Here is a 17,668-nt window from a genome sequence, read left to right as displayed (position 1 = left end):
TTTTCTTTATGATGATTTTGAGCATTATCGCAACTGTTGTTCTGCTCGGTGTGCTGTTCTATCACCGTGTAAGTTTATTCCTGAGCAGCCTGATTTTACTGGCCTGGACGGCTGCGTTTGGCGTCGCAGGTCTCTGGAATATCTGGCTTTTGGTTCCTCTGGCAATCATCCTGTTGCCGTTTAACTTTACGCCTATGCGTAAGTCGATGATCTCCGCACCGGTGTTCAAGGGCTTTCGTAAAGTGATGCCGCCGATGTCGCGTACTGAGAAAGAGGCGATTGATGCGGGCACCACCTGGTGGGAAGGCGACCTGTTCCAGGGCAACCCGGACTGGAAAAAGCTGCATAACTATCCGCAGCCACGACTGACCGCTGAAGAACAGGCCTTCATCGACGGTCCGGTGGAAGAAGCGTGCCGCATGGCGAACGATTTTGCGATTACTCACGAAATGGCCGACCTGCCGCCAGAACTGTGGGCGTATCTGAAAGAGCATCGCTTCTTCGCCATGATCATCAAGAAAGAGTACGGTGGCCTGGAATTCTCTGCCTACGCTCAGGCTCGCGTACTGCAAAAACTGTCTGGCGTTTCCGGTATCCTGGCGATCACCGTCGGCGTACCGAACTCTTTAGGCCCGGGCGAGCTGCTGCAACATTACGGTACCGAAGAACAGAAAGATCACTACCTGCCGCGTCTGGCTCGTGGCCTTGAAATTCCATGCTTCGCGCTGACCAGCCCTGAAGCGGGTTCAGATGCAGGCGCTATCCCGGATACCGGTGTGGTTTGCATGGGTGAATGGCAGGGTGAGCAGGTGCTCGGGATGCGCCTGACCTGGAACAAGCGCTACATCACGCTGGCACCTATCGCCACCGTGCTGGGCCTGGCCTTTAAACTTTCCGACCCGGAAAAACTGCTGGGTGGTGAAGAAGATCTGGGCATTACCTGTGCGCTGATCCCAACCTCTACTCCAGGCGTTGAAATCGGTCGTCGTCACTTCCCGCTGAACGTGCCGTTCCAGAACGGCCCGACCCGCGGTCAGGATATCTTTGTACCGATTGATTACATCATCGGCGGCCCGAAAATGGCCGGTCAGGGCTGGCGTATGCTGGTGGAATGTCTGTCGGTGGGTCGCGGCATTACGCTGCCGTCGAACTCAACCGGTGGTCTGAAGTCTGTGGCGATGGGGATTGGTGCTTACGCGCATATCCGCCGCCAGTTCAAAATTTCCATCGGCAAAATGGAAGGTATCGAAGAGCCGCTGGCGCGCATCGCGGGTAATGCCTACGTAATGGATGCCGCAGCATCGTTAATTACCTACGGCATTATGCTGGGCGAAAAACCGGCCGTGCTGTCTGCAATTGTGAAGTACCACTGTACCCACCGTGCCCAGCAGTCGATCATCGATGCAATGGATATCGCGGGTGGTAAAGGCATTATGCTCGGCGAAGGCAACTTCCTCGCCCGTGGTTATCAGGGTGCGCCAATCGCGATCACCGTTGAAGGGGCGAATATCCTGACCCGCAGCATGATGATCTTCGGCCAGGGTGCTATTCGCTGCCATCCGTACGTGCTGGAAGAGATGGCCGCCGCTCAGAATAACGATGTTGATGCCTTCGATAAGCTGCTGTTCAAACATATCGGTCACGTGGGCAGCAACAAAATGCGCAGTTTCTGGCTGGGTCTGACCAACGGTCGCACCAGCTCGACACCAACCGGTGATGCAACTAAGCGCTATTACCAACAGCTGAACCGTCTGAGTGCCAACCTGGCTCTGCTGTCTGACGTTTCCATGGCGGTACTGGGCGGTAGCCTGAAGCGTCGTGAACGTATCTCTGCTCGTCTGGGTGATGTGCTGAGTCAGGTATTCCTGGCCTCCGCGGTGCTGAAACGTTATGACGACGAAGGCCGTCAGGAAGCGGATCTGCCGCTGGTGCACTGGGGTGTACAGGATGCTATGCATCAGGCTGAGCAGGCTATCGACGATTTGCTGGCAAACTTCCCGAACCGCTTTGTGGCTGGAGCCCTGCGCGTGGTGATCTTCCCGACCGGACGTCATCACCTGGCACCATCTGACAAGCTGGATCATAAGGTGGCGAAGATCCTGCAAGTACCGAGCGCAACCCGCTCCCGTATCGGCCGTGGTCAGTACCTGGCGCCAACCGAGCATAACCCGGTGGGTCTGCTGGAAGAGGCGCTGCTGGATGTGATGGCCGCCGATCCGATTCACCAGAAAATCTGTAAACAGCTGGGCAAAAACCTGCCGTTTACCCGTCTGGATGAACTGGCTAAACAAGCGCTGGCGGGCGGTATCATCGATAAAGATGAAGCGGCAATTCTGGTGAAAGCGGAAGAAAGCCGTCTGCGCAGTATCAACGTGGATGATTTCGAACCGGAAGAGCTGGCGACACAGCCCGTAAAGATGCCGGAGAAGCACCGTAAACCTGAGGCGGCATAACCCGTTTCGTGCTGACAAACCCCGCCGCGTGCGGGGTTTTTTATTGCCACATTTTCTCGTGGTGTCGTGCTACAGTGTCAAAAAGCAGTCGTTTGAGGAGTCTGAATTGTGCCTGGTCTGAAGATTTCGATTTTGCAGCAACCTTTAGTGTGGATGGATGGCCCTGCCAACCTGCGTCACTTTGATCGTCAACTGGAAGGTATTACCGGGCGCGATGTCATTGTCCTGCCAGAGATGTTCACCACCGGCTTCGCGATGGAAGCGGCAAAACAGTCAATGCCACAAGACGACGTGGTTGCCTGGATGCACGCCAAAGCGCAACAAACCAACGCCCTGATTGCCGGCAGTGCCGCACTGCAAACCGATCGCGGGCCGGTGAACCGCTTCCTGCTGGTCGAGCCGGAAGGCAACGTGCATTTTTACGATAAACGTCACCTGTTCCGCATGGCGGATGAACATCATCACTACGAAGCGGGTAATGAGCGCGTGGTGTTTGAGTGGCGCGGCTGGCGCATTCTGCCGCTGGTTTGCTACGACCTGCGTTTCCCGGTCTGGTCGCGTAACCGTAATGATTATGACGTGGCGCTGTATGTTGCCAACTGGCCTGCACCGCGCTCCCTGCACTGGCAGTCGCTGCTGGTGGCGCGCGCGATTGAAAATCAGGCTTATGTCGTTGGCTGTAACCGTGTGGGCACCGACGGCAACGGGCATCACTACCGGGGCGACAGCCGGGTCATTAATCCACAGGGTGAGATTATTGCCACCGCCGAGCCGCATCAGGCAACGCGTATTGATGCTGAGATTTCGATGACGGCGCTGAAAGAGTATCGGGAGAAGTTTCCGGCGTGGCAGGATGCGGATCCGTTTAGCATTGGGTGAATGCTTCCCCTCACCCCAGCCCTCTCCCAAAGGGAGAGGGTGGAAAATCATTAGCTGACCAACGCCTGCCCGTCTTTGCGGCTTTCCGTCGCGGCTACGTAGTGCCCTTCCGGCAGACGGTAAATCACCTGCGCGCCACCAAAGTTGTAATCCTGAAGTGGGTCTTCCACAACAATCTGATGCCCGCGCTCGCGCAGCGCCGCAATGGTATTGCGGTCAAACGTCGACTCAACAATAACCTCTCTGCCCTGTACCACGCGCCAGCGCGGCGCGTCGATTGCCGCCTGCGGGTTTTGCCCGTGCAGCATAATACGCAGCGCCATTTGCATGTGCCCCTGCGCCTGCATTGGCCCGCCCATCACGCCGAATGACATTAGCGGCTTGCCGTTCCCGTCCATCGCAAAGCCCGGAATGATGGTGTGGAACGGGCGTTTGTTGCCTGCCAGCGCGTTCGGGTGATTTGGATCCAGCACAAAACCGCAGCCACGGTTTTGCAGGCTGATCCCGGTATCGGGAACCACCACGCCGGAGCCAAAGCCCATAAAGTTTGACTGAATAAAGGAGATCATCATGCCGCTGGAATCCGCTGCGGTGAGATAAACCGTCCCGCTTTGGGTTGGGGAACCGTAGGTAAAGTCAGAGGCTTTATCCTGGTCAATCAGCGCAGCGCGCGATTTCAGGTAGGCATCGCTCAATAACTCTTTGGCGGCAAACTCCATATGCTCTTCATCCGCCACGTAGCGGTCGAGATCGGCCAGCGCCAGTTTCATTGCTTCAATGGACAAGTGCAGCGCCTGCACGGAATCCGGGTGATGTTTTTCGATACCGCACTGCTCCAGGATGCCGAGCGCAATCAGCGTGGCGATCCCCTGCCCGTTTGGCGGCAACTCCTGCACCGAGCCGCCCGCAAAATCGCGCGACAACAGCTCAACCCAGTCTACGCGATGGTTTGCCAGATCCTCGGCCGAAAGATGTGCGCCATGTTCTTTGGCGAAGGCGGCAATTTTCTGCGCCAGCTCACCACGATAAAACGCTTCACCGTTGGTTTTGGCAATCAGCTCCAGCGAGTTTGCTTGCGCCGGGTTACGGAAGATTTCGCCAATACGCGGAGCACGTCCTTCCGGGGCGAAACACGCACTAAAGCCCGGCTGGTCTTTCAGCTTGTTGTAGCCGCGCTGCCACAGATGACCAATCAGCGGCGACACCGGGAAACCGTTACGCGCATACTCAATTGCGGGCTGAGCCAGCGTTGTGAGCGGCAATGTGCCAAAACGTTCCGCCAGTGCGACCCAACCCGATACCGCGCCCGGAACGGTCACGGCCTCCCAGCCAATTTCCGGCACTGCCGTTTTACCGGCAAACATATCCGCGTGCCAGCTGGCAGGTGAGCGACCAGATGCATTAAGACCGTGAAGTTTTTCCCCGTCCCAGACGATGGCAAACGCATCGCTGCCAATACCATTCCCGGTGGGTTCGACCACCGTCAGCGCCATCGCAGTGGCAATCGCGGCATCAACGGCGTTACCGCCCAGTTGCAGCATCCGCATCCCCGCCTGCGCCGCCAGCGGCTGCGAAGTTGCCACGGCGTTGTGGCCCATCATCGGGGGGCGTCGTGAATCGTAACCGGAAGTAAAATCAAGCGCTTTGGTCATCATGACTCCTTAGTCGTGGCGCGGATCGAGCGCATCGCGCAGCCCGTCACCGAGTAAATTAAAGCCCTGTACCGCAAGGAAAATCGCGATACCGGGGAAAACAGACATCCACGGGGCCTGCTCAAGGAACCCCTTCGCGGTATTAAGCATGGAGCCCCAGGACGGATTCGGCGGCTGCTGGCCGAGCCCTAAAAATGAGAGACTGGCTTCTGCGATAATCGCCGAGGCTATCGCCAGCGTGGCCTGCACCAGAATCGGTGACATCACGTTAGGCAGGACGTATTTCACAATGATCCAGCGATCCGGCAGGCCAATCGCCCGCGCACCGTCGATGTACTCTTCATTGCGAATGGCAATCACCTGGCCACGCGTCAGACGAGCGAAGATAGGCATCGCGGAAAGACCGATGGCGATCATGGCGTTGGTCAGGCTTGGTCCTAAAAACGCCCCCAGCGCGATCGCCATAATCAGGAATGGGCAGGCCAGCAGTGCTTCAATAAAGCGCGAGATCACGCCATCCCACATTTTCTGGAAGTAGCCCGCCACCAGCCCCAGCGGCACGCCGATGACAACGGCAATCACTACCGACATACATCCGGCCATCAGTGAGGTTCGCGCCCCCCAGACAATGCGCGACAGAATATCGCGCCCCAGTTCGTCAGTGCCAAACCAGTACATGGCCGAAGGGGCTTTACGCACCGCCAGAAAGTTAGCTTTGACCGGGTCAAATGGGGCTATCCAGGGCGCGAGCAGCGCCAGCAAAACGAAGAAGCCCACAATCACCGCGCCAATCACCGCACTTTTGTTGGCGAGGAATTTTTTCAGTACCCGGTTCTGCGCGCGCGGAAGTGCAGGCGCAACGGTTTGAGTCGTCAGTTCCGCCATCATTTAACCTCGCATTTTCGGGTTGATAAGGACATACAGCACGTCAGCCAGCAGGTTCAGCAGCAGGAAACCAATCGCCACGATCAGCACCACGCCCTGCACCACGGCATAGTCACGGTTAAAGACAGAATCGACGATCATCTTGCCAAAGCCCGGAATGGTGAAGACCTGCTCGGTCAGCACCGCGCCGCCCAGCAGCTCGCCAAACAGCAGCGTGGTGAGGGTGATAACCGGGACCAGCGCATTGCGAAATGCGTGCTTTAAAATCACCGCTTTTGGCAGCAACCCTTTTGCCCGGGCGGTACGGATGTAATCCGCTTTCAGCACGGCAATCATCGACGCTCGGGTATGGCGCATCAGCGTGGCCGCCAGCCCCGTCCCCAGAACCGATGCCGGCAACAGCAGCGTGCGCAGGTTCTGGAGCGGATCTTCACTGAACGGCACAAACCCGGAGGCAGGCAGCCATTGCAGATTGACTGAAAACACCAGGATCAGCAGGATCCCAAGCCAGAAGTGCGGTATCGAGATCCCCGAGATCGCCACAAAGTTCGCGCCATGATCCACCCAGCTGTTTTTATTGACCGCCGCCAGGATCCCCATCCCGATGCCGAACACCAGCGCAATAATCATCGCCAGCAGCGACAGCTCCAGCGTCACCGGCAGTTTGCTGGCAATCAGCTGCGTGACCGGTTCGTGAGTACGTAAGGAGACACCAAGATCGCCCTGTAGCGCGCGCGTCAGCCAGTGGAAGTACTGCACAGGAATCGGCGCATCGAGGTTTAATTCAGCGCGCAGCTGCGCAATCACCGCCGGATCGCGCTCCTCCCCGGCCATCGCGATCAGCGGGTCGCCAGGCAGCAGCTTTTGCAGCCCGAACACCATCATGCTCACCAGGAGCAGAGTCGGGATGGCCAGCAGCAGACGTTTGCAAATCAGTTCAAGCATGGTTTCTCCTCGGGGCTTATTATTTCGCCAGCGTCAGACCGGCAAGACGCACAATGCCGTCCGGGTAAGGTTTAAAGCCCTGCACGCTTTTGTTCAGGCCAAAAATACGCGGCTCAAAGTAGAGGTAAGCGATAGGCATGTCGGTTTGCAGTTGCTTCACCACTTTGTCGTACAGCGGCTGGCGTGCGGCCTGATCGGTATTCAGACGCGCCTGAGTCAACCATTCATCCACCTGCGCATTGCTGTAACGGCCGTCGTTTAAGGTGCCTTTGCTGTTAATGAAGCCAAAGATGCTGCCATCCGGATCGGGGCGACCAGACCAGCCAGAGAAGCTCAGCTGATAATCACCGCTTTGCTGGCGATCGAGCAGCGTGGCGAACTCGGTCATTTGCAGATTGAGGTTAAAGCCAGCCTCCGCCACCATCGCCTGAAGCACCTGCCCTACCTGCTGAGAGGTTGGGTTGTTTGGCACCAGCAGGTTTACGGTCAGGGGGGTTGTTACGCCCGCTTCTTTCAGCAGCGCTTTCGCTTTGTCGACGTCGCGCGGTGGCACCGGCAGGTTGACGTGATATGGGCTAACCGGTGAAAACGCCTGGTTTGCAGGCGTGTACAGCCCTTCAAACACCACCTGATTGATGGCATCACGGTCGATAGCCTGTGAGAACGCCTCGCGCACGCGGGCATCCTTGAACGGATCGTTGGCCGGGACTTTGCCGTTATTAATGTTAAAAGTAATGCCCTGATAACCCAGGCCGGTGACCTTCGCCAGCGCCAGCTTGCTGTCGGCCTCCACGGTTTTCACATCGCTTGCTGCAATTCCTTCGGTCAGATCAAGATCGCCCGCACGCAGGTTGGCCAGGCGTACAGAGGCATCCGGGATCGGCAGATAAATTATCTTGTCGAAGTGGTAAGCGTCTTTATTCCAGTAGTTATCAAAACGCGTCAACACGATGCGGTCCTGCGACACGCGGCTCTCGAACTTATACGGGCCGGAACAGACCGGGTGAGCCGCAAAATCAGGTTTTTTCGCCGCTTCTGGCGCCATCATCGCGCCGGCACGGTCAGTGAGCTGCATTAACAGCGCGGCATCAGGGGTTTTCAGATGCAGGGCGATTTGCATTGGGCCGGTAACGTCAACCGACTCAACAGAAGAGATCTCGCTTTTACGCAGGGAGCCTTTTAAGGTCAGGGCGCGCTCGAGGTTGTATTTCGCCGCAGCGGCATCGAATTTTTCACCATCGTGGAAGGTCACCCCTTCACGCAGATTCATGGTCAGGGTTTTGCCGTCGTCACTCCAGGACCAGTCCTTCGCCAGGCCCGGCACCACTTTCAGGTGCTCGTCAACGTCCACCAGCCTGTCGCACAATGAGGCGAAAACAAAACGGCCATAGTAGGTGCGCGCCAGATGCGGGTCGAGCATGTCCGGGTCTGCCCCCAGACCAATTCGCAGCACACTTTCTGAATGCGCGGGCAGCGCCGCGCCAAGCAACATTACACTTCCCAGTACGGTCAAAAGAGAATTACGCATTGTCATTATCATGAGTTCCTTGAAGGAAGGGAGGAGTGAGATGCCGCGTGTTCAAACAGCGCACGGCGGCGCAGAAATGCTGCGGATGGCGGTGCTATCTGAATAACACTGCGATCGCGATTAATGTCCTGCCAGCGATGACAGGCAACCTGACGCCCGCCTTCAAGCACCTGGTTAATCGGCTCAACCTGGCGGCATTCATCGGTGACATACGGGCAACGGGTATGGAAACGACACCCGGAAGGCGGGTTTGACGGGTTCGGCAAATCCCCTTGTAACAGCGGCGTATCGCGCTGGGCGCCCGGCTGCATTTGCGGGGCAGAGGCAATCAGCGCCTGGGTATAGGGGTGCAGCGGCGCGTCAAAGATTTCATCGACGGTGGCAAGCTCCACAATTTGCCCGAGATACATCACCGCCACGCGGTCGCTCATATGACGGATCACCGCCAGACCATGAGCGACAATCACCATCGTCAGCCCCAACTGGTGCTTAAGACTTTCCAGCAGGTTGACCACCTGGGCCTGTACGGAGACATCCAGCGCGGAGACGGGCTCATCCCCCAGCAGCAGTTTCGGCCCTGATGCCAGCGCTCGCGCAATGCCAATTCGCTGACGCTGGCCGCCGGAAAATTCATGCGGATAACGCCCGGCCCAGGCCGCCGGTAGCCCAACGGTTTTAAGCAACTCGGCAACGCGGTACTGGCGGTCTGCTTTTTTCATGTTCTGATGCAGCCACAACGGTTCGCCCACGATCTGCTCGACCGTCATACGTGGGTTCAGTGAGGCAAAAGGATCCTGGAAAATAATTTGCAGTTCGCGCCGGAGCTGATTAAGGCGCGCGCCAGACGCGTGCGTTATCTCCTCGCCCTGATAAAATACGCGCCCTTCGCTAGCGGCCAGCAGACGCAGCAGCAAACGGCCCAGCGTGGATTTCCCGGAGCCGGATTCGCCCACGATGGCCAGTGTTTCCCCCGGCATAACGGAAAGGGAAACACGATCAACGGCGGTGACAAAACGCGCCGGAGTAAACAGTTTTTTAGGGCCGGGGAACAGCTTGCTGAGGTCACGGGCTTCAAGAATTGGCGTCGTCATGCAGTCTCTCCCAGTGCAATATGTTGTTCCAGCGGTACGCGGAAACAGGCCACCTGATGCCCTGCACCCAACGTGTTAAGTTGTGGTTTTTCATCGTGACAACGGGTCTGCGCAAAAGGACAACGGGTGGCAAAACGGCAGCCTTTCGGCATGGATTCGGGTAGCGGCACGGCACCCGGAATGGTAGAAAGCTGGCCTTTACGCGCCCCAAGCGAGGGAATAGATCCCATCAGTCCGATGGTGTACGGGTGCTGCGGGTCAGCAAAAATCGCCTCTACGCTCCCCTGCTCCACCACTTGTCCGGCGTACATCACCGCCACCTGCTGCGCCACTTCCGCTACCACGCCCAAATCGTGAGTGATCATCAGCACCGCCGTGCCCGTTTCTTCTTTTAATGTGTTGAGCAATGCAAGGATTTGCGCCTGAATGGTCACATCCAGCGCGGTGGTCGGTTCGTCGGCAATCAGTAAACGCGGGTGATTAATCAGCGCCATCGCAATCATCACACGCTGACGCATCCCGCCAGAAAGCTGGTGCGGATAAGCCTTAAGGCGCATCTCTGCCGCCGGGATCTGAACCTTTTCCAGAATGCTCAGCGCTGCGTCCATTGCTTGCGCACGCGTCATTTTCTGATGGCGCATAACCGCTTCGCTCAGCTGGTCACCCAGGGTAAAAGCGGGGTTCAGCGAGGTCATGGGTTCCTGAAAAATCATCGCCAGCTCGCGGCCACGGAGATCGGCATATTCGCGCGGGGAGAGCTTTCGCAGATCATGGCGACGAAACTGCATCTCGCCGCTGACGATTTGTGCGCTGGCGGGTAATAACCCCATCAGCGCCAACGAGGTGATACTTTTCCCACACCCGGATTCCCCTACCAGCGCCAGCGTTTCACCCGCTTTTACGGTCAACGAGATGCCATCAAGTACGCTGACGGGCGACCCCGCAAATTTAACGTTGAGGTTTTGCAGCCGCAGAACAGGAGATGCTTCCTTAAACGGGATCGTTGTCATAGCGTGAAATCGTCCTCAAGGTGAATTGCCTGAATCAGGGCCGTTTGCAGGCTGAGCAGGTGTTCGCGCATCGCGGCAGCGGCTTCGTTAGGCTGGCGATGGATAATCGCTGACATGATTTTGTGATGATGGTCGTTGTAGTTATCAACGCGTTCAGGGGTGCGGGCTAATTCGCGCAGATGTTGCCAGCCGGGTTCGCGCCTGACGGCATCAATTGCATCGAATAACCCCAGCATCAGGCGGTTACCTGCAGCTTCTGCTATTGCGCGATGGAATGCGCTATCCCACAGTTCATTAAGATCGCGGTCATCCGGGCTGACCTTATTAATGCGTTCCAGCATACGCTGCATCAGCGCGAGGTTTTCCCTGGTGGCACGCAGCGCCGCAAGACGGGCCAGGCCGGGTTCAAGTTGCAGACGAGCTTCCATCACTTCCAGCAAATTGGTCTGTTGTACCAGCCCCTGAAGCGCCAAAGGCTCTACAGGAGCTGCCGGGCCAATAAACGTGCCTTTGCCCTGTTTACGCCAGATCCGCCCTTCTTCTTCCAGCACGTCCAGCGCACGGCGCACTTCACGTCGCCCTACGCCGAGTGTTTCCGAAAGCTCACGTTCAGTGGGCAATGGAATGCCTGGTGTTGACTCATGCTGGTTAATAAGCCCGCGCAATTGCTCGAGTGCGGTACTGGAATTTGCCAGAAACCGTGACGGTTTTTCCATATTGGTTCGCTCGCTGTCATCATTTCTTTATTTTTATTAACAATAAGTTATGGATATGATCGATAACTTACCGTCCTAATGATTAAGCAAATAATGAACCAATAAACCATTGGTTCAGGAACTTTCTGGAAAATGCAGGTTAACTGAATGATTTAAAGCGATTTATTTTTACAAAATTGTTACAGATGGAAATGACTGCGAATGAGTAAAGCACAGTAATTGCACAAATCCAGTGCAAACAATGCACTATAACCATGCGATTGTTAATTAATTGCACCACTCATATTGAATATTTGTTAATTAACAAAAGGTATTAGATAAGCTTTTTGCGGGATAGAAACGACGAAGGCCTGAATCATTTCTGATTCAGGCCTTCTGAATAGTGGCGGAACGGACGGGACTCGAACCCGCGACCCCCTGCGTGACAGGCAGGTATTCTAACCGACTGAACTACCGCTCCACTGTTCCCGTTTGGGGAACGAAGCGGATATTACGGATTGCCTCTGAGCTCGTCAACGCTTTTTCTTAAGTTTTGAATCGTTTGCTGCAAAAATCGCCCAGACGGTGATTTTACAGGCATTCAGGCACTGTTTATGCACGCCACATGCAACTTCCGCCTTTCTTCTGCACTAAATCGAGACGGGATTCGTGGTTAAGCAACTCTTCATCACTGGCTAAAACCACGCGTAAACGACTCGCCTGACGCACAACCCGCTGAATACCCGATTCACCCAGAGTTTGTTGGCCTTCATTTTCCATACTGAATGCCATCGACGTCTGCCCACCGGTCATGGTCAGATAGACATCCGCCAGGATCTGGGCATCGAGCAATGCGCCGTGGAGCGTACGCTTGGTGTTGTCTATCTCGTAACGTGAACAGAGTGCATCAAGGCTGTTTCGCTTGCCGGGAAACATCTTCCTTGCCAGCGCCAGGCTATCGGTCACCTTACAGAAGGTATTGGTCTTCGGAATATCGCGATTGAGCTTGCTGAACTCATAGTCCATAAAGCCGATATCGAACGATGCGTTGTGAATGACCAGCTCTGCGCCTCTGATGTATTCCAGAAATTCGTCTGCAACATCTGCAAAGGTCGGCTTATCCAGCAAGAACTCATCGGCAATACCGTGAACGCCGAACGCTTCCGGGTCCACCAGCCGGTCCGGCTTGAGATAAACGTGGAAGTTGTTCCCCGTAAGGCGACGGTTCACTACCTCTACAGCACCGATCTCAATAATCTTGTGCCCTTCGTAGTGTGCGCCGATTTGGTTCATACCGGTGGTTTCGGTATCGAGAACAATCTGGCGAGTAATTGCAGTGCTCATGTCGGTCATTTATGTCAGACTTATCGTTTAACTGAACGTTTCAAATACAGGAAGTCTACCAGAGATGCGTAAACAGGTAGAAATTTTCACCGATGGATCTTGTCTCGGTAACCCAGGACCTGGCGGTTACGGCGCCATTATGCGCTATCGTCAGCATGAAAAAACCTTTAGTGAAGGCTATCGCCTGACCACCAACAACCGCATGGAGCTGATGGCGGCCATCGTGGCGCTGGAAGCGTTAAAAGAGCACTGCGATGTGGTACTGAGCACCGACAGCCAGTACGTGCGCCAGGGCATTACCCAGTGGATCTTCAACTGGAAAAAACGCGGCTGGAAAACGGCAGATAAAAAACCGGTCAAAAATGTCGATCTCTGGAAGCGCCTGGACGCCGCGTTAGGGCAGCATGAAATCAAATGGGAATGGGTAAAAGGCCATGCCGGACACCCGGAAAACGAACGCTGTGACGAGCTGGCTCGTACAGCCGCGTCAAACCCAACTCAGGAAGATGTCGGGTATCAGCCTGAATCCTGATCAGGGTTTGCGATACTGCCGCGTTGCGCCAACGGTCTGACGGATCTGGGTTTTCGATTTACTTTGTTTCATCGGGTTAAGCGTGAGGGGAATCGTCCGCTTACGCGCCACGATAAACTGCATACAGCCCAGCGCCGGCAGATGTGTGCTCAGTAACACTCCGCCTTGTCGGGACCAGGGTAACACCTGAAAACCACCGTAGCAGAGGACTTCAAAGTTCAGCAGTGAAAGCCAGTCCAGCTGGCGCATCAGCGTAAACATTCGGCTGTTATAAGGTGGCGTGCGGCGCAGCACTGGCACCAGTTTACGTAGCCCCATCAGACTCAGTGGATTGAAGCCGCTGAGGATCAGCCAGCCGTCATCGATCAGCACCCGGTCGGCTTCACGCAGCAAACGATGCGGATCACTGCACCAGGGCAAGGTATGTGCCAGCAGACAAGCATCGACGGATTTTTCCGCAAAAGGCAAATGCAACGGATCGGCTTTAACCTGAACGGGCGATCCCCCAAGAGAGACGTTAACCTGATGTGAGATAGCACAACTTTCAGTGTTGATTTCTGCACTGAGATTGCCAATTTTAAGCAGGTGAAAACCATACATTTTCGCAAGCCAGGGTTTAAGCTGTTGTTCTAACGCCTCGCGATAGTATTCACCCCAGGGCAATTCCGCCCAACGTTCCGGTGCTGCGACAGTCTGAGGTATCCTTGCCGGTTTCATCAAAACGCCCGCCACGTTAAAAGAGGTAATTAATGAATCTTATCAGTATTCCAGCCTTCCAGGACAATTACATCTGGGTTTTAGTTGACGACGATCGTCGTTGCGTCATTGTCGATCCCGGAGAATCCGCGCCGATTTTAACTGCAATTGCCGAAAACGGCTGGCAACCGGAAGCTATTCTCCTGACGCATCATCATAACGATCACGTTGGCGGTGTCCCTGCATTGCGGGCAAAATTTCCGCATCTTGTGGTATACGGACCGGCAGAAACACAAGATAAGGGAACCACTCATGTAGTCAAAGAAGGCGAAAAAGTCCTCATTCTCGGGTGGGATTTTTCCGTTTTTGCCACACCGGGTCACACTTCAGGACATATTTGTTTCTACAGCAAACCTTATCTATTTTGCGGCGACACACTCTTTTCAGGCGGCTGCGGAAGGTTGTTTGAAGGTACGCCAGCGCAGATGTATCAATCTTTACAGAAGATTGCCGCGCTCCCGGACGACACGCTCATTTGTTGCGCACATGAATATACATTAGGGAATATGAAGTTTGCTGTAAGCATCTTACCCGACGATCGCGCTATTCAGGATTATTACCAGAAAGTGAAGGAGTTACGTGCAAAAAACCAAAAAACACTCCCCGTAATTCTGAAAAATGAGCGTGAAATAAATTTATTTTTAAGAACACATGATATTGATTTAATTAATAAAATTAACCAAGAAACAAATTTGCAACAACCAGAAGATTGTTTTGCATGGTTAAGGTCCAAGAAAGATAACTTCCGATAATTCTGGGTTGCCTTTTGAAAATTTCGCCGTTATCATCGCTCGTCTTTTAAGCAACTATTGACACACACATGAAGGCAAAAGCGATATTACTCGCCTCTGTCCTGCTTGTAGGTTGCCAGTCGCAAAACGGCAGCAACGTACAACAGCACGCACAGAGCCTTTCTGCAGCTGGTCAAGGGGAAGCAGGGAAGTTTACAAGTCAGGCGCGATGGATGGACGATGGGACATCATTCGCGCAGGATCAGGACTTGTGGGCCTCTATTGGCGACGAGCTAAAGATGGGAATTCCGGAAAACACCCGGATTCGCGAACAGAAACAGAAGTATTTGAGAAATAAGAGCTATCTCCACGATGTAACTTTACGGGCAGAGCCGTATATGTACTGGATAGCCGGGCAAGTTAAGAAACGTAACATGCCGATGGAGCTGGTACTCCTACCCATAGTGGAGAGCGCTTTTGACCCACACGCGACGTCTGGCGCCAATGCCGCAGGCATTTGGCAGATCATACCGAGCACAGGGCGCAATTATGGTTTAAAACAGACCCGCAGCTACGATGCGCGTCGTGATGTAGTCGCTTCCACGACTGCCGCTCTCGACATGATGCAACGTCTGAACAAGATGTTCGACGGTGACTGGTTGTTAACAGTCGCAGCGTACAACAGTGGTGAAGGTCGTGTACTGAAGGCAATGAAAGCGAATAAAGCGCGTGGAAAATCCACCGACTTCTGGTCGCTCTCACTGCCACAGGAAACCAAGGTTTACGTACCGAAAATGCTGGCATTGAGCGATATTCTCAAGAATAGCAAGCGTTACGGTGTACAACTGCCAACACCAGACGAAAGTCGTGCACTGGCGCGTGTTCGCCTCAGCAGCCCGGTTGATATTCAACAGGTTGCCGATATGACGGGTATGTCGGTAAGTAAACTGAAAACCTTTAATGCAGGCGTTAAAGGCTCAACGCTGGGTGCCAGTGGCCCTCAGTATGTGATGGTTCCGCAAAAACACGCGGAGCAGTTACGCGAGTCTTTAGCTTCTGGTGAGATTGCAGCGGTTCAGTCTACGCTTGTTGCAGATACTTCATCAGTAAGCAGCCGCAGCTATAAGGTTCGTTCAGGTGATACGCTTTCAGGTATTGCTTCACGTCTTGGCGTGAGCGCAAAAGACCTACAGCAGTGGAACAATCTGCGTAGCTCTGGTCTGAAAGTGGGTCAGAATCTGACGGTTGGCGCAGGTAGCAGTGCGCAGCGTCTTGCCAACAACAGCGATAGCATTACTTATCGCGTGCGTAAGGGTGATTCGCTGTCCAGTATTGCAAAACGTCACGGCGTGAACATCCAGGATGTTATGCGCTGGAATAACGATACTGACAATCTGCAACCTGGCGATCAGTTGACGCTGTTTGTGAAAAATAGCGCAACGCCAGACTCGTGATCAGACAGTCTGAACATAAAAAAGGCACCGATTCCCCCGGTGCCTTTTTTTATTTATCCCGCTTTTTGTACTTCAGCCATAATGGTATCGCTGGTAAACGATCCATCCTCCTGCAGCTCAAAGTACGCCTTCACGTCCGCAGACGCGCTATCCTGATAAAGACGAATAGCCTGGCTTAATGCTTCTGGCGTCCGCATCCGCGCAATCCAGGAGCTGAATTCAAGCGGCAATCGGTCTGTTATCAATGAGCGTGAAATCAACCCAGCCTCTGCGGTCATCTGCAACCACTCCCCACTGGAATAATTGCGAACATGCGATGTGTCGCGCAGTGCTTCAACCGTCTGCAACCAGACATCCCGTACCGGATGGCCAGGCGACATGATATCCATGATGATAAAAATCCCACCCGGCTTCAGCACACGTTTAACTTCCCGCAATGCTTGCCCGACATCGTGCCAGTGGTGCGCGGAGTAACGACTGATGACAATCTCAAAAGTATCATCGGCAAACGGTAATGATTCCGCGTACCCCTGACGGGTAACGAGGTTTTTCAGCCCTTTAGCTTTGGCGGCCTCCGTTACAACGTCGAGCATCTGGCTGGACAAATCGTATGCTGTTACCTGAGCGACCTGCTGCGCAGCGGCAAAACTAGCGTGCCCTGCCCCACAACCCAAATCCAGCACGTGCGCCTGCGGGAATGCCGCCAGCCGCTCGCTGAGGCGAGTCAGATCTCGACCAGACGCATGGACGGCGCTGCTCAGATAAGCACTTGCCTGGGAGCCAAACTGTTTTTCTACGTTGTCATGATGGGAGTGTGTTGTCATCTTACTGTCCTTTGGTTGATAAAAAAATAAAGGGCAGCACCTGCACATAGGTCTGCCCCACGGCAGACCTGACACACCATTATTTATCAGGTTTGCCGGGACTGAATTCAACTAGTAGAGGATTGTGATCGGATGCGCGTGTCACCAGCACAGAGGCATCGTGAACGCTCAAACCGCGATAAAAGACAAAATCGAGAGGACGACCAAAGGCTTTCTTACGCTGGTCATCGTTAAAACGAACTTCGCGCAGCGACATCTCGCGCGCAAAGCGATACAAGGCGTTCATCCGTGGGCGGCTCCAGGCATTAAAATCCCCTGCCATAATGATAGGCCCGCTGTGATGGGCAATCTGATCGCCAATCGGAAGTAACTGCTTACTGTAGACATCGACGCCCAGGCTGAAATTAACAGCGTGAATATTTACGACCATCAGCAAACGGCTATCCGGTAACGGGTAGACGGTAACCAGCGCCGATTTTGCCAGCCGCAGAATGGGTTCTCGCTCACGAAGGGGACAACAATAAACAGGATGCGCCGCTGAAAGCGTCATGACACCAGAAGGGTGCTGCGGCAGCACAAACGCAGGCACCTGATCGGCCGCGAGATAGTTAGTGGTCGCAAACCTTACCAGCTCAGGCGTCGTTTGCGCTTCTTGCAGGAGAACGAGATGAGCGTCCTTACCAAAATTTTTGAGGACGGATAACCACTCAGCACGCTGTTGCTTAAAGATATTCCACACCAGCACACGAATTTTTTCATCGCTGCTTAATGGCGTACCGGCGGGTAATGCCTGGCTGATGCTCGCGAACGATCCCGGAGGCAGTATTCTCTCCGCGGGTAATCCGGCAACATAACGCATGGCATAGGTATTTTTTCGCACTTTCGGAAA

16 protein-coding genes and 1 tRNA gene are annotated in these 17,668 nt (G+C 54.6%); 5 read left to right on the top strand and 12 right to left on the bottom strand.

The annotated features are described in order from the left end of the window. The first annotated feature begins 8 nt into the window (after window positions 1–8). Together fadE and ACT9TW_RS09585 are read left to right on the top strand one after the other, a co-directional pair. Entirely contained in the window at window positions 9–2,453 is a 2,445-nt protein-coding gene (gene fadE / locus ACT9TW_RS09590) for an acyl-CoA dehydrogenase FadE (protein ID WP_446492225.1), read from the top strand. Window positions 2,454–2,561: 108 nt separating this feature from the next. Next, the gene (locus ACT9TW_RS09585) at window positions 2,562–3,332 is read left to right on the top strand and encodes an amidohydrolase (protein WP_446492224.1); all 771 of its coding nucleotides are present in this window, start codon (window positions 2,562–2,564) and stop codon (window positions 3,330–3,332) included. 50 nt (window positions 3,333–3,382) lie between these two features. Here the strand turns inward: ACT9TW_RS09585 and ACT9TW_RS09580 are convergent, their stop codons facing one another. The 9 genes from ACT9TW_RS09580 to dnaQ form a co-directional block, all read right to left on the bottom strand. Continuing rightward, window positions 3,383–4,984: a gamma-glutamyltransferase family protein gene (locus tag ACT9TW_RS09580; RefSeq protein ID WP_446492700.1), complete on the bottom strand. Its 1,602-nt coding sequence runs from the start codon at window positions 4,982–4,984 to the stop codon at window positions 3,383–3,385. Between the two features lie 9 nt (window positions 4,985–4,993). After that, on the bottom strand, window positions 4,994–5,869 hold the full coding sequence (locus tag ACT9TW_RS09575) for an ABC transporter permease (RefSeq protein ID WP_014069009.1): 876 nt from the start codon (window positions 5,867–5,869) through the stop codon (window positions 4,994–4,996). 3 nt (window positions 5,870–5,872) lie between these two features. Further along, entirely contained in the window at window positions 5,873–6,814 is a 942-nt protein-coding gene (locus ACT9TW_RS09570; RefSeq protein ID WP_166717172.1) for an ABC transporter permease, read from the bottom strand. Between the two features lie 19 nt (window positions 6,815–6,833). Then, window positions 6,834–8,348, bottom strand: a complete 1,515-nt coding sequence (locus tag ACT9TW_RS09565) for an ABC transporter substrate-binding protein (protein WP_446492223.1) — start codon at window positions 8,346–8,348, stop codon at window positions 6,834–6,836. A 2-nt stretch (window positions 8,349–8,350) separates the two neighbouring features. Then, the gene (locus ACT9TW_RS09560; protein WP_446492222.1) at window positions 8,351–9,433 is read right to left on the bottom strand and encodes an ABC transporter ATP-binding protein; all 1,083 of its coding nucleotides are present in this window, start codon (window positions 9,431–9,433) and stop codon (window positions 8,351–8,353) included. After that, window positions 9,430–10,443: an ABC transporter ATP-binding protein gene (locus ACT9TW_RS09555; RefSeq protein ID WP_446492221.1), complete on the bottom strand. Its 1,014-nt coding sequence runs from the start codon at window positions 10,441–10,443 to the stop codon at window positions 9,430–9,432. The genes ACT9TW_RS09560 and ACT9TW_RS09555 overlap by 4 nt, the downstream gene beginning before the upstream one ends. Further along, window positions 10,440–11,159 (bottom strand): FadR/GntR family transcriptional regulator, encoded by a 720-nt coding sequence (locus ACT9TW_RS09550; protein ID WP_166717170.1) that lies wholly within the window; start codon window positions 11,157–11,159, stop codon window positions 10,440–10,442. Before ACT9TW_RS09550 ends, ACT9TW_RS09555 begins: the two co-directional genes overlap by 4 nt. Before the next feature lie 383 nt (window positions 11,160–11,542). Next, window positions 11,543–11,619, bottom strand: a tRNA-Asp gene (locus ACT9TW_RS09545). 131 nt (window positions 11,620–11,750) lie between these two features. Further along, window positions 11,751–12,482, bottom strand: coding sequence for a DNA polymerase III subunit epsilon (dnaQ, locus tag ACT9TW_RS09540; RefSeq protein ID WP_446492220.1), 732 nt, complete (start codon window positions 12,480–12,482; stop codon window positions 11,751–11,753). Between the two features lie 64 nt (window positions 12,483–12,546). On the opposite strand from dnaQ, the gene rnhA reads away from it, so the two are divergent. Further along, on the top strand, window positions 12,547–13,014 hold the full coding sequence (gene rnhA / locus ACT9TW_RS09535; RefSeq protein WP_446492219.1) for a ribonuclease HI: 468 nt from the start codon (window positions 12,547–12,549) through the stop codon (window positions 13,012–13,014). On the opposite strand, the gene ACT9TW_RS09530 is transcribed toward rnhA, so the two are convergent. Continuing rightward, window positions 13,015–13,731: a class I SAM-dependent methyltransferase gene (locus tag ACT9TW_RS09530; RefSeq protein WP_182059686.1), complete on the bottom strand. Its 717-nt coding sequence runs from the start codon at window positions 13,729–13,731 to the stop codon at window positions 13,015–13,017. A gap of 32 nt (window positions 13,732–13,763) precedes the next feature. On the opposite strand from ACT9TW_RS09530, the gene gloB reads away from it, so the two are divergent. Continuing rightward, on the top strand, window positions 13,764–14,522 hold the full coding sequence (gloB, locus tag ACT9TW_RS09525) for a hydroxyacylglutathione hydrolase (RefSeq protein WP_315687951.1): 759 nt from the start codon (window positions 13,764–13,766) through the stop codon (window positions 14,520–14,522). A 68-nt stretch (window positions 14,523–14,590) separates the two neighbouring features. Continuing rightward, entirely contained in the window at window positions 14,591–15,955 is a 1,365-nt protein-coding gene (gene mltD / locus ACT9TW_RS09520) for a murein transglycosylase D (RefSeq protein ID WP_182059682.1), read from the top strand. 53 nt (window positions 15,956–16,008) lie between these two features. Here mltD and ACT9TW_RS09515 read toward each other — a convergent pair whose 3' ends face one another. Next, window positions 16,009–16,779 (bottom strand): class I SAM-dependent methyltransferase, encoded by a 771-nt coding sequence (locus tag ACT9TW_RS09515; RefSeq protein WP_315687950.1) that lies wholly within the window; start codon window positions 16,777–16,779, stop codon window positions 16,009–16,011. A 79-nt stretch (window positions 16,780–16,858) separates the two neighbouring features. Then, window positions 16,859–17,659, bottom strand: coding sequence for an endonuclease/exonuclease/phosphatase family protein (locus ACT9TW_RS09510; RefSeq protein ID WP_014068998.1), 801 nt, complete (start codon window positions 17,657–17,659; stop codon window positions 16,859–16,861). Between the last annotated feature and the right edge of the window lie 9 nt (window positions 17,660–17,668).

Source organism: Enterobacter sp. C4G1 (assembly GCF_052886895.1).
The sequence above is the reverse complement of the archived record's forward strand: the minus strand, read 5'-3'. Positions and strand labels throughout refer to the sequence as shown.

Coding starts and splice junctions, on each gene's coding strand:
- fadE (WP_446492225.1), top strand. CDS start 9: ATGATGATTTTGAGCATTATCGCAACTGTTGTTCTGCTCGGTGTGCTG.
- ACT9TW_RS09580 (WP_446492700.1), bottom strand. CDS start 4,984: ATGACCAAAGCGCTTGATTTTACTTCCGGTTACGATTCACGACGCCCC.
- ACT9TW_RS09575 (WP_014069009.1), bottom strand. CDS start 5,869: ATGGCGGAACTGACGACTCAAACCGTTGCGCCTGCACTTCCGCGCGCG.
- ACT9TW_RS09570 (WP_166717172.1), bottom strand. CDS start 6,814: ATGCTTGAACTGATTTGCAAACGTCTGCTGCTGGCCATCCCGACTCTG.
- ACT9TW_RS09565 (WP_446492223.1), bottom strand. CDS start 8,348: ATGACAATGCGTAATTCTCTTTTGACCGTACTGGGAAGTGTAATGTTG.
- ACT9TW_RS09560 (WP_446492222.1), bottom strand. CDS start 9,433: ATGACGACGCCAATTCTTGAAGCCCGTGACCTCAGCAAGCTGTTCCCC.
- ACT9TW_RS09555 (WP_446492221.1), bottom strand. CDS start 10,443: ATGACAACGATCCCGTTTAAGGAAGCATCTCCTGTTCTGCGGCTGCAA.
- ACT9TW_RS09550 (WP_166717170.1), bottom strand. CDS start 11,159: ATGGAAAAACCGTCACGGTTTCTGGCAAATTCCAGTACCGCACTCGAG.
- dnaQ (WP_446492220.1), bottom strand. CDS start 12,482: ATGAGCACTGCAATTACTCGCCAGATTGTTCTCGATACCGAAACCACC.
- rnhA (WP_446492219.1), top strand. CDS start 12,547: ATGCGTAAACAGGTAGAAATTTTCACCGATGGATCTTGTCTCGGTAAC.
- ACT9TW_RS09530 (WP_182059686.1), bottom strand. CDS start 13,731: ATGAAACCGGCAAGGATACCTCAGACTGTCGCAGCACCGGAACGTTGG.
- gloB (WP_315687951.1), top strand. CDS start 13,764: ATGAATCTTATCAGTATTCCAGCCTTCCAGGACAATTACATCTGGGTT.
- mltD (WP_182059682.1), top strand. CDS start 14,591: ATGAAGGCAAAAGCGATATTACTCGCCTCTGTCCTGCTTGTAGGTTGC.
- ACT9TW_RS09515 (WP_315687950.1), bottom strand. CDS start 16,779: ATGACAACACACTCCCATCATGACAACGTAGAAAAACAGTTTGGCTCC.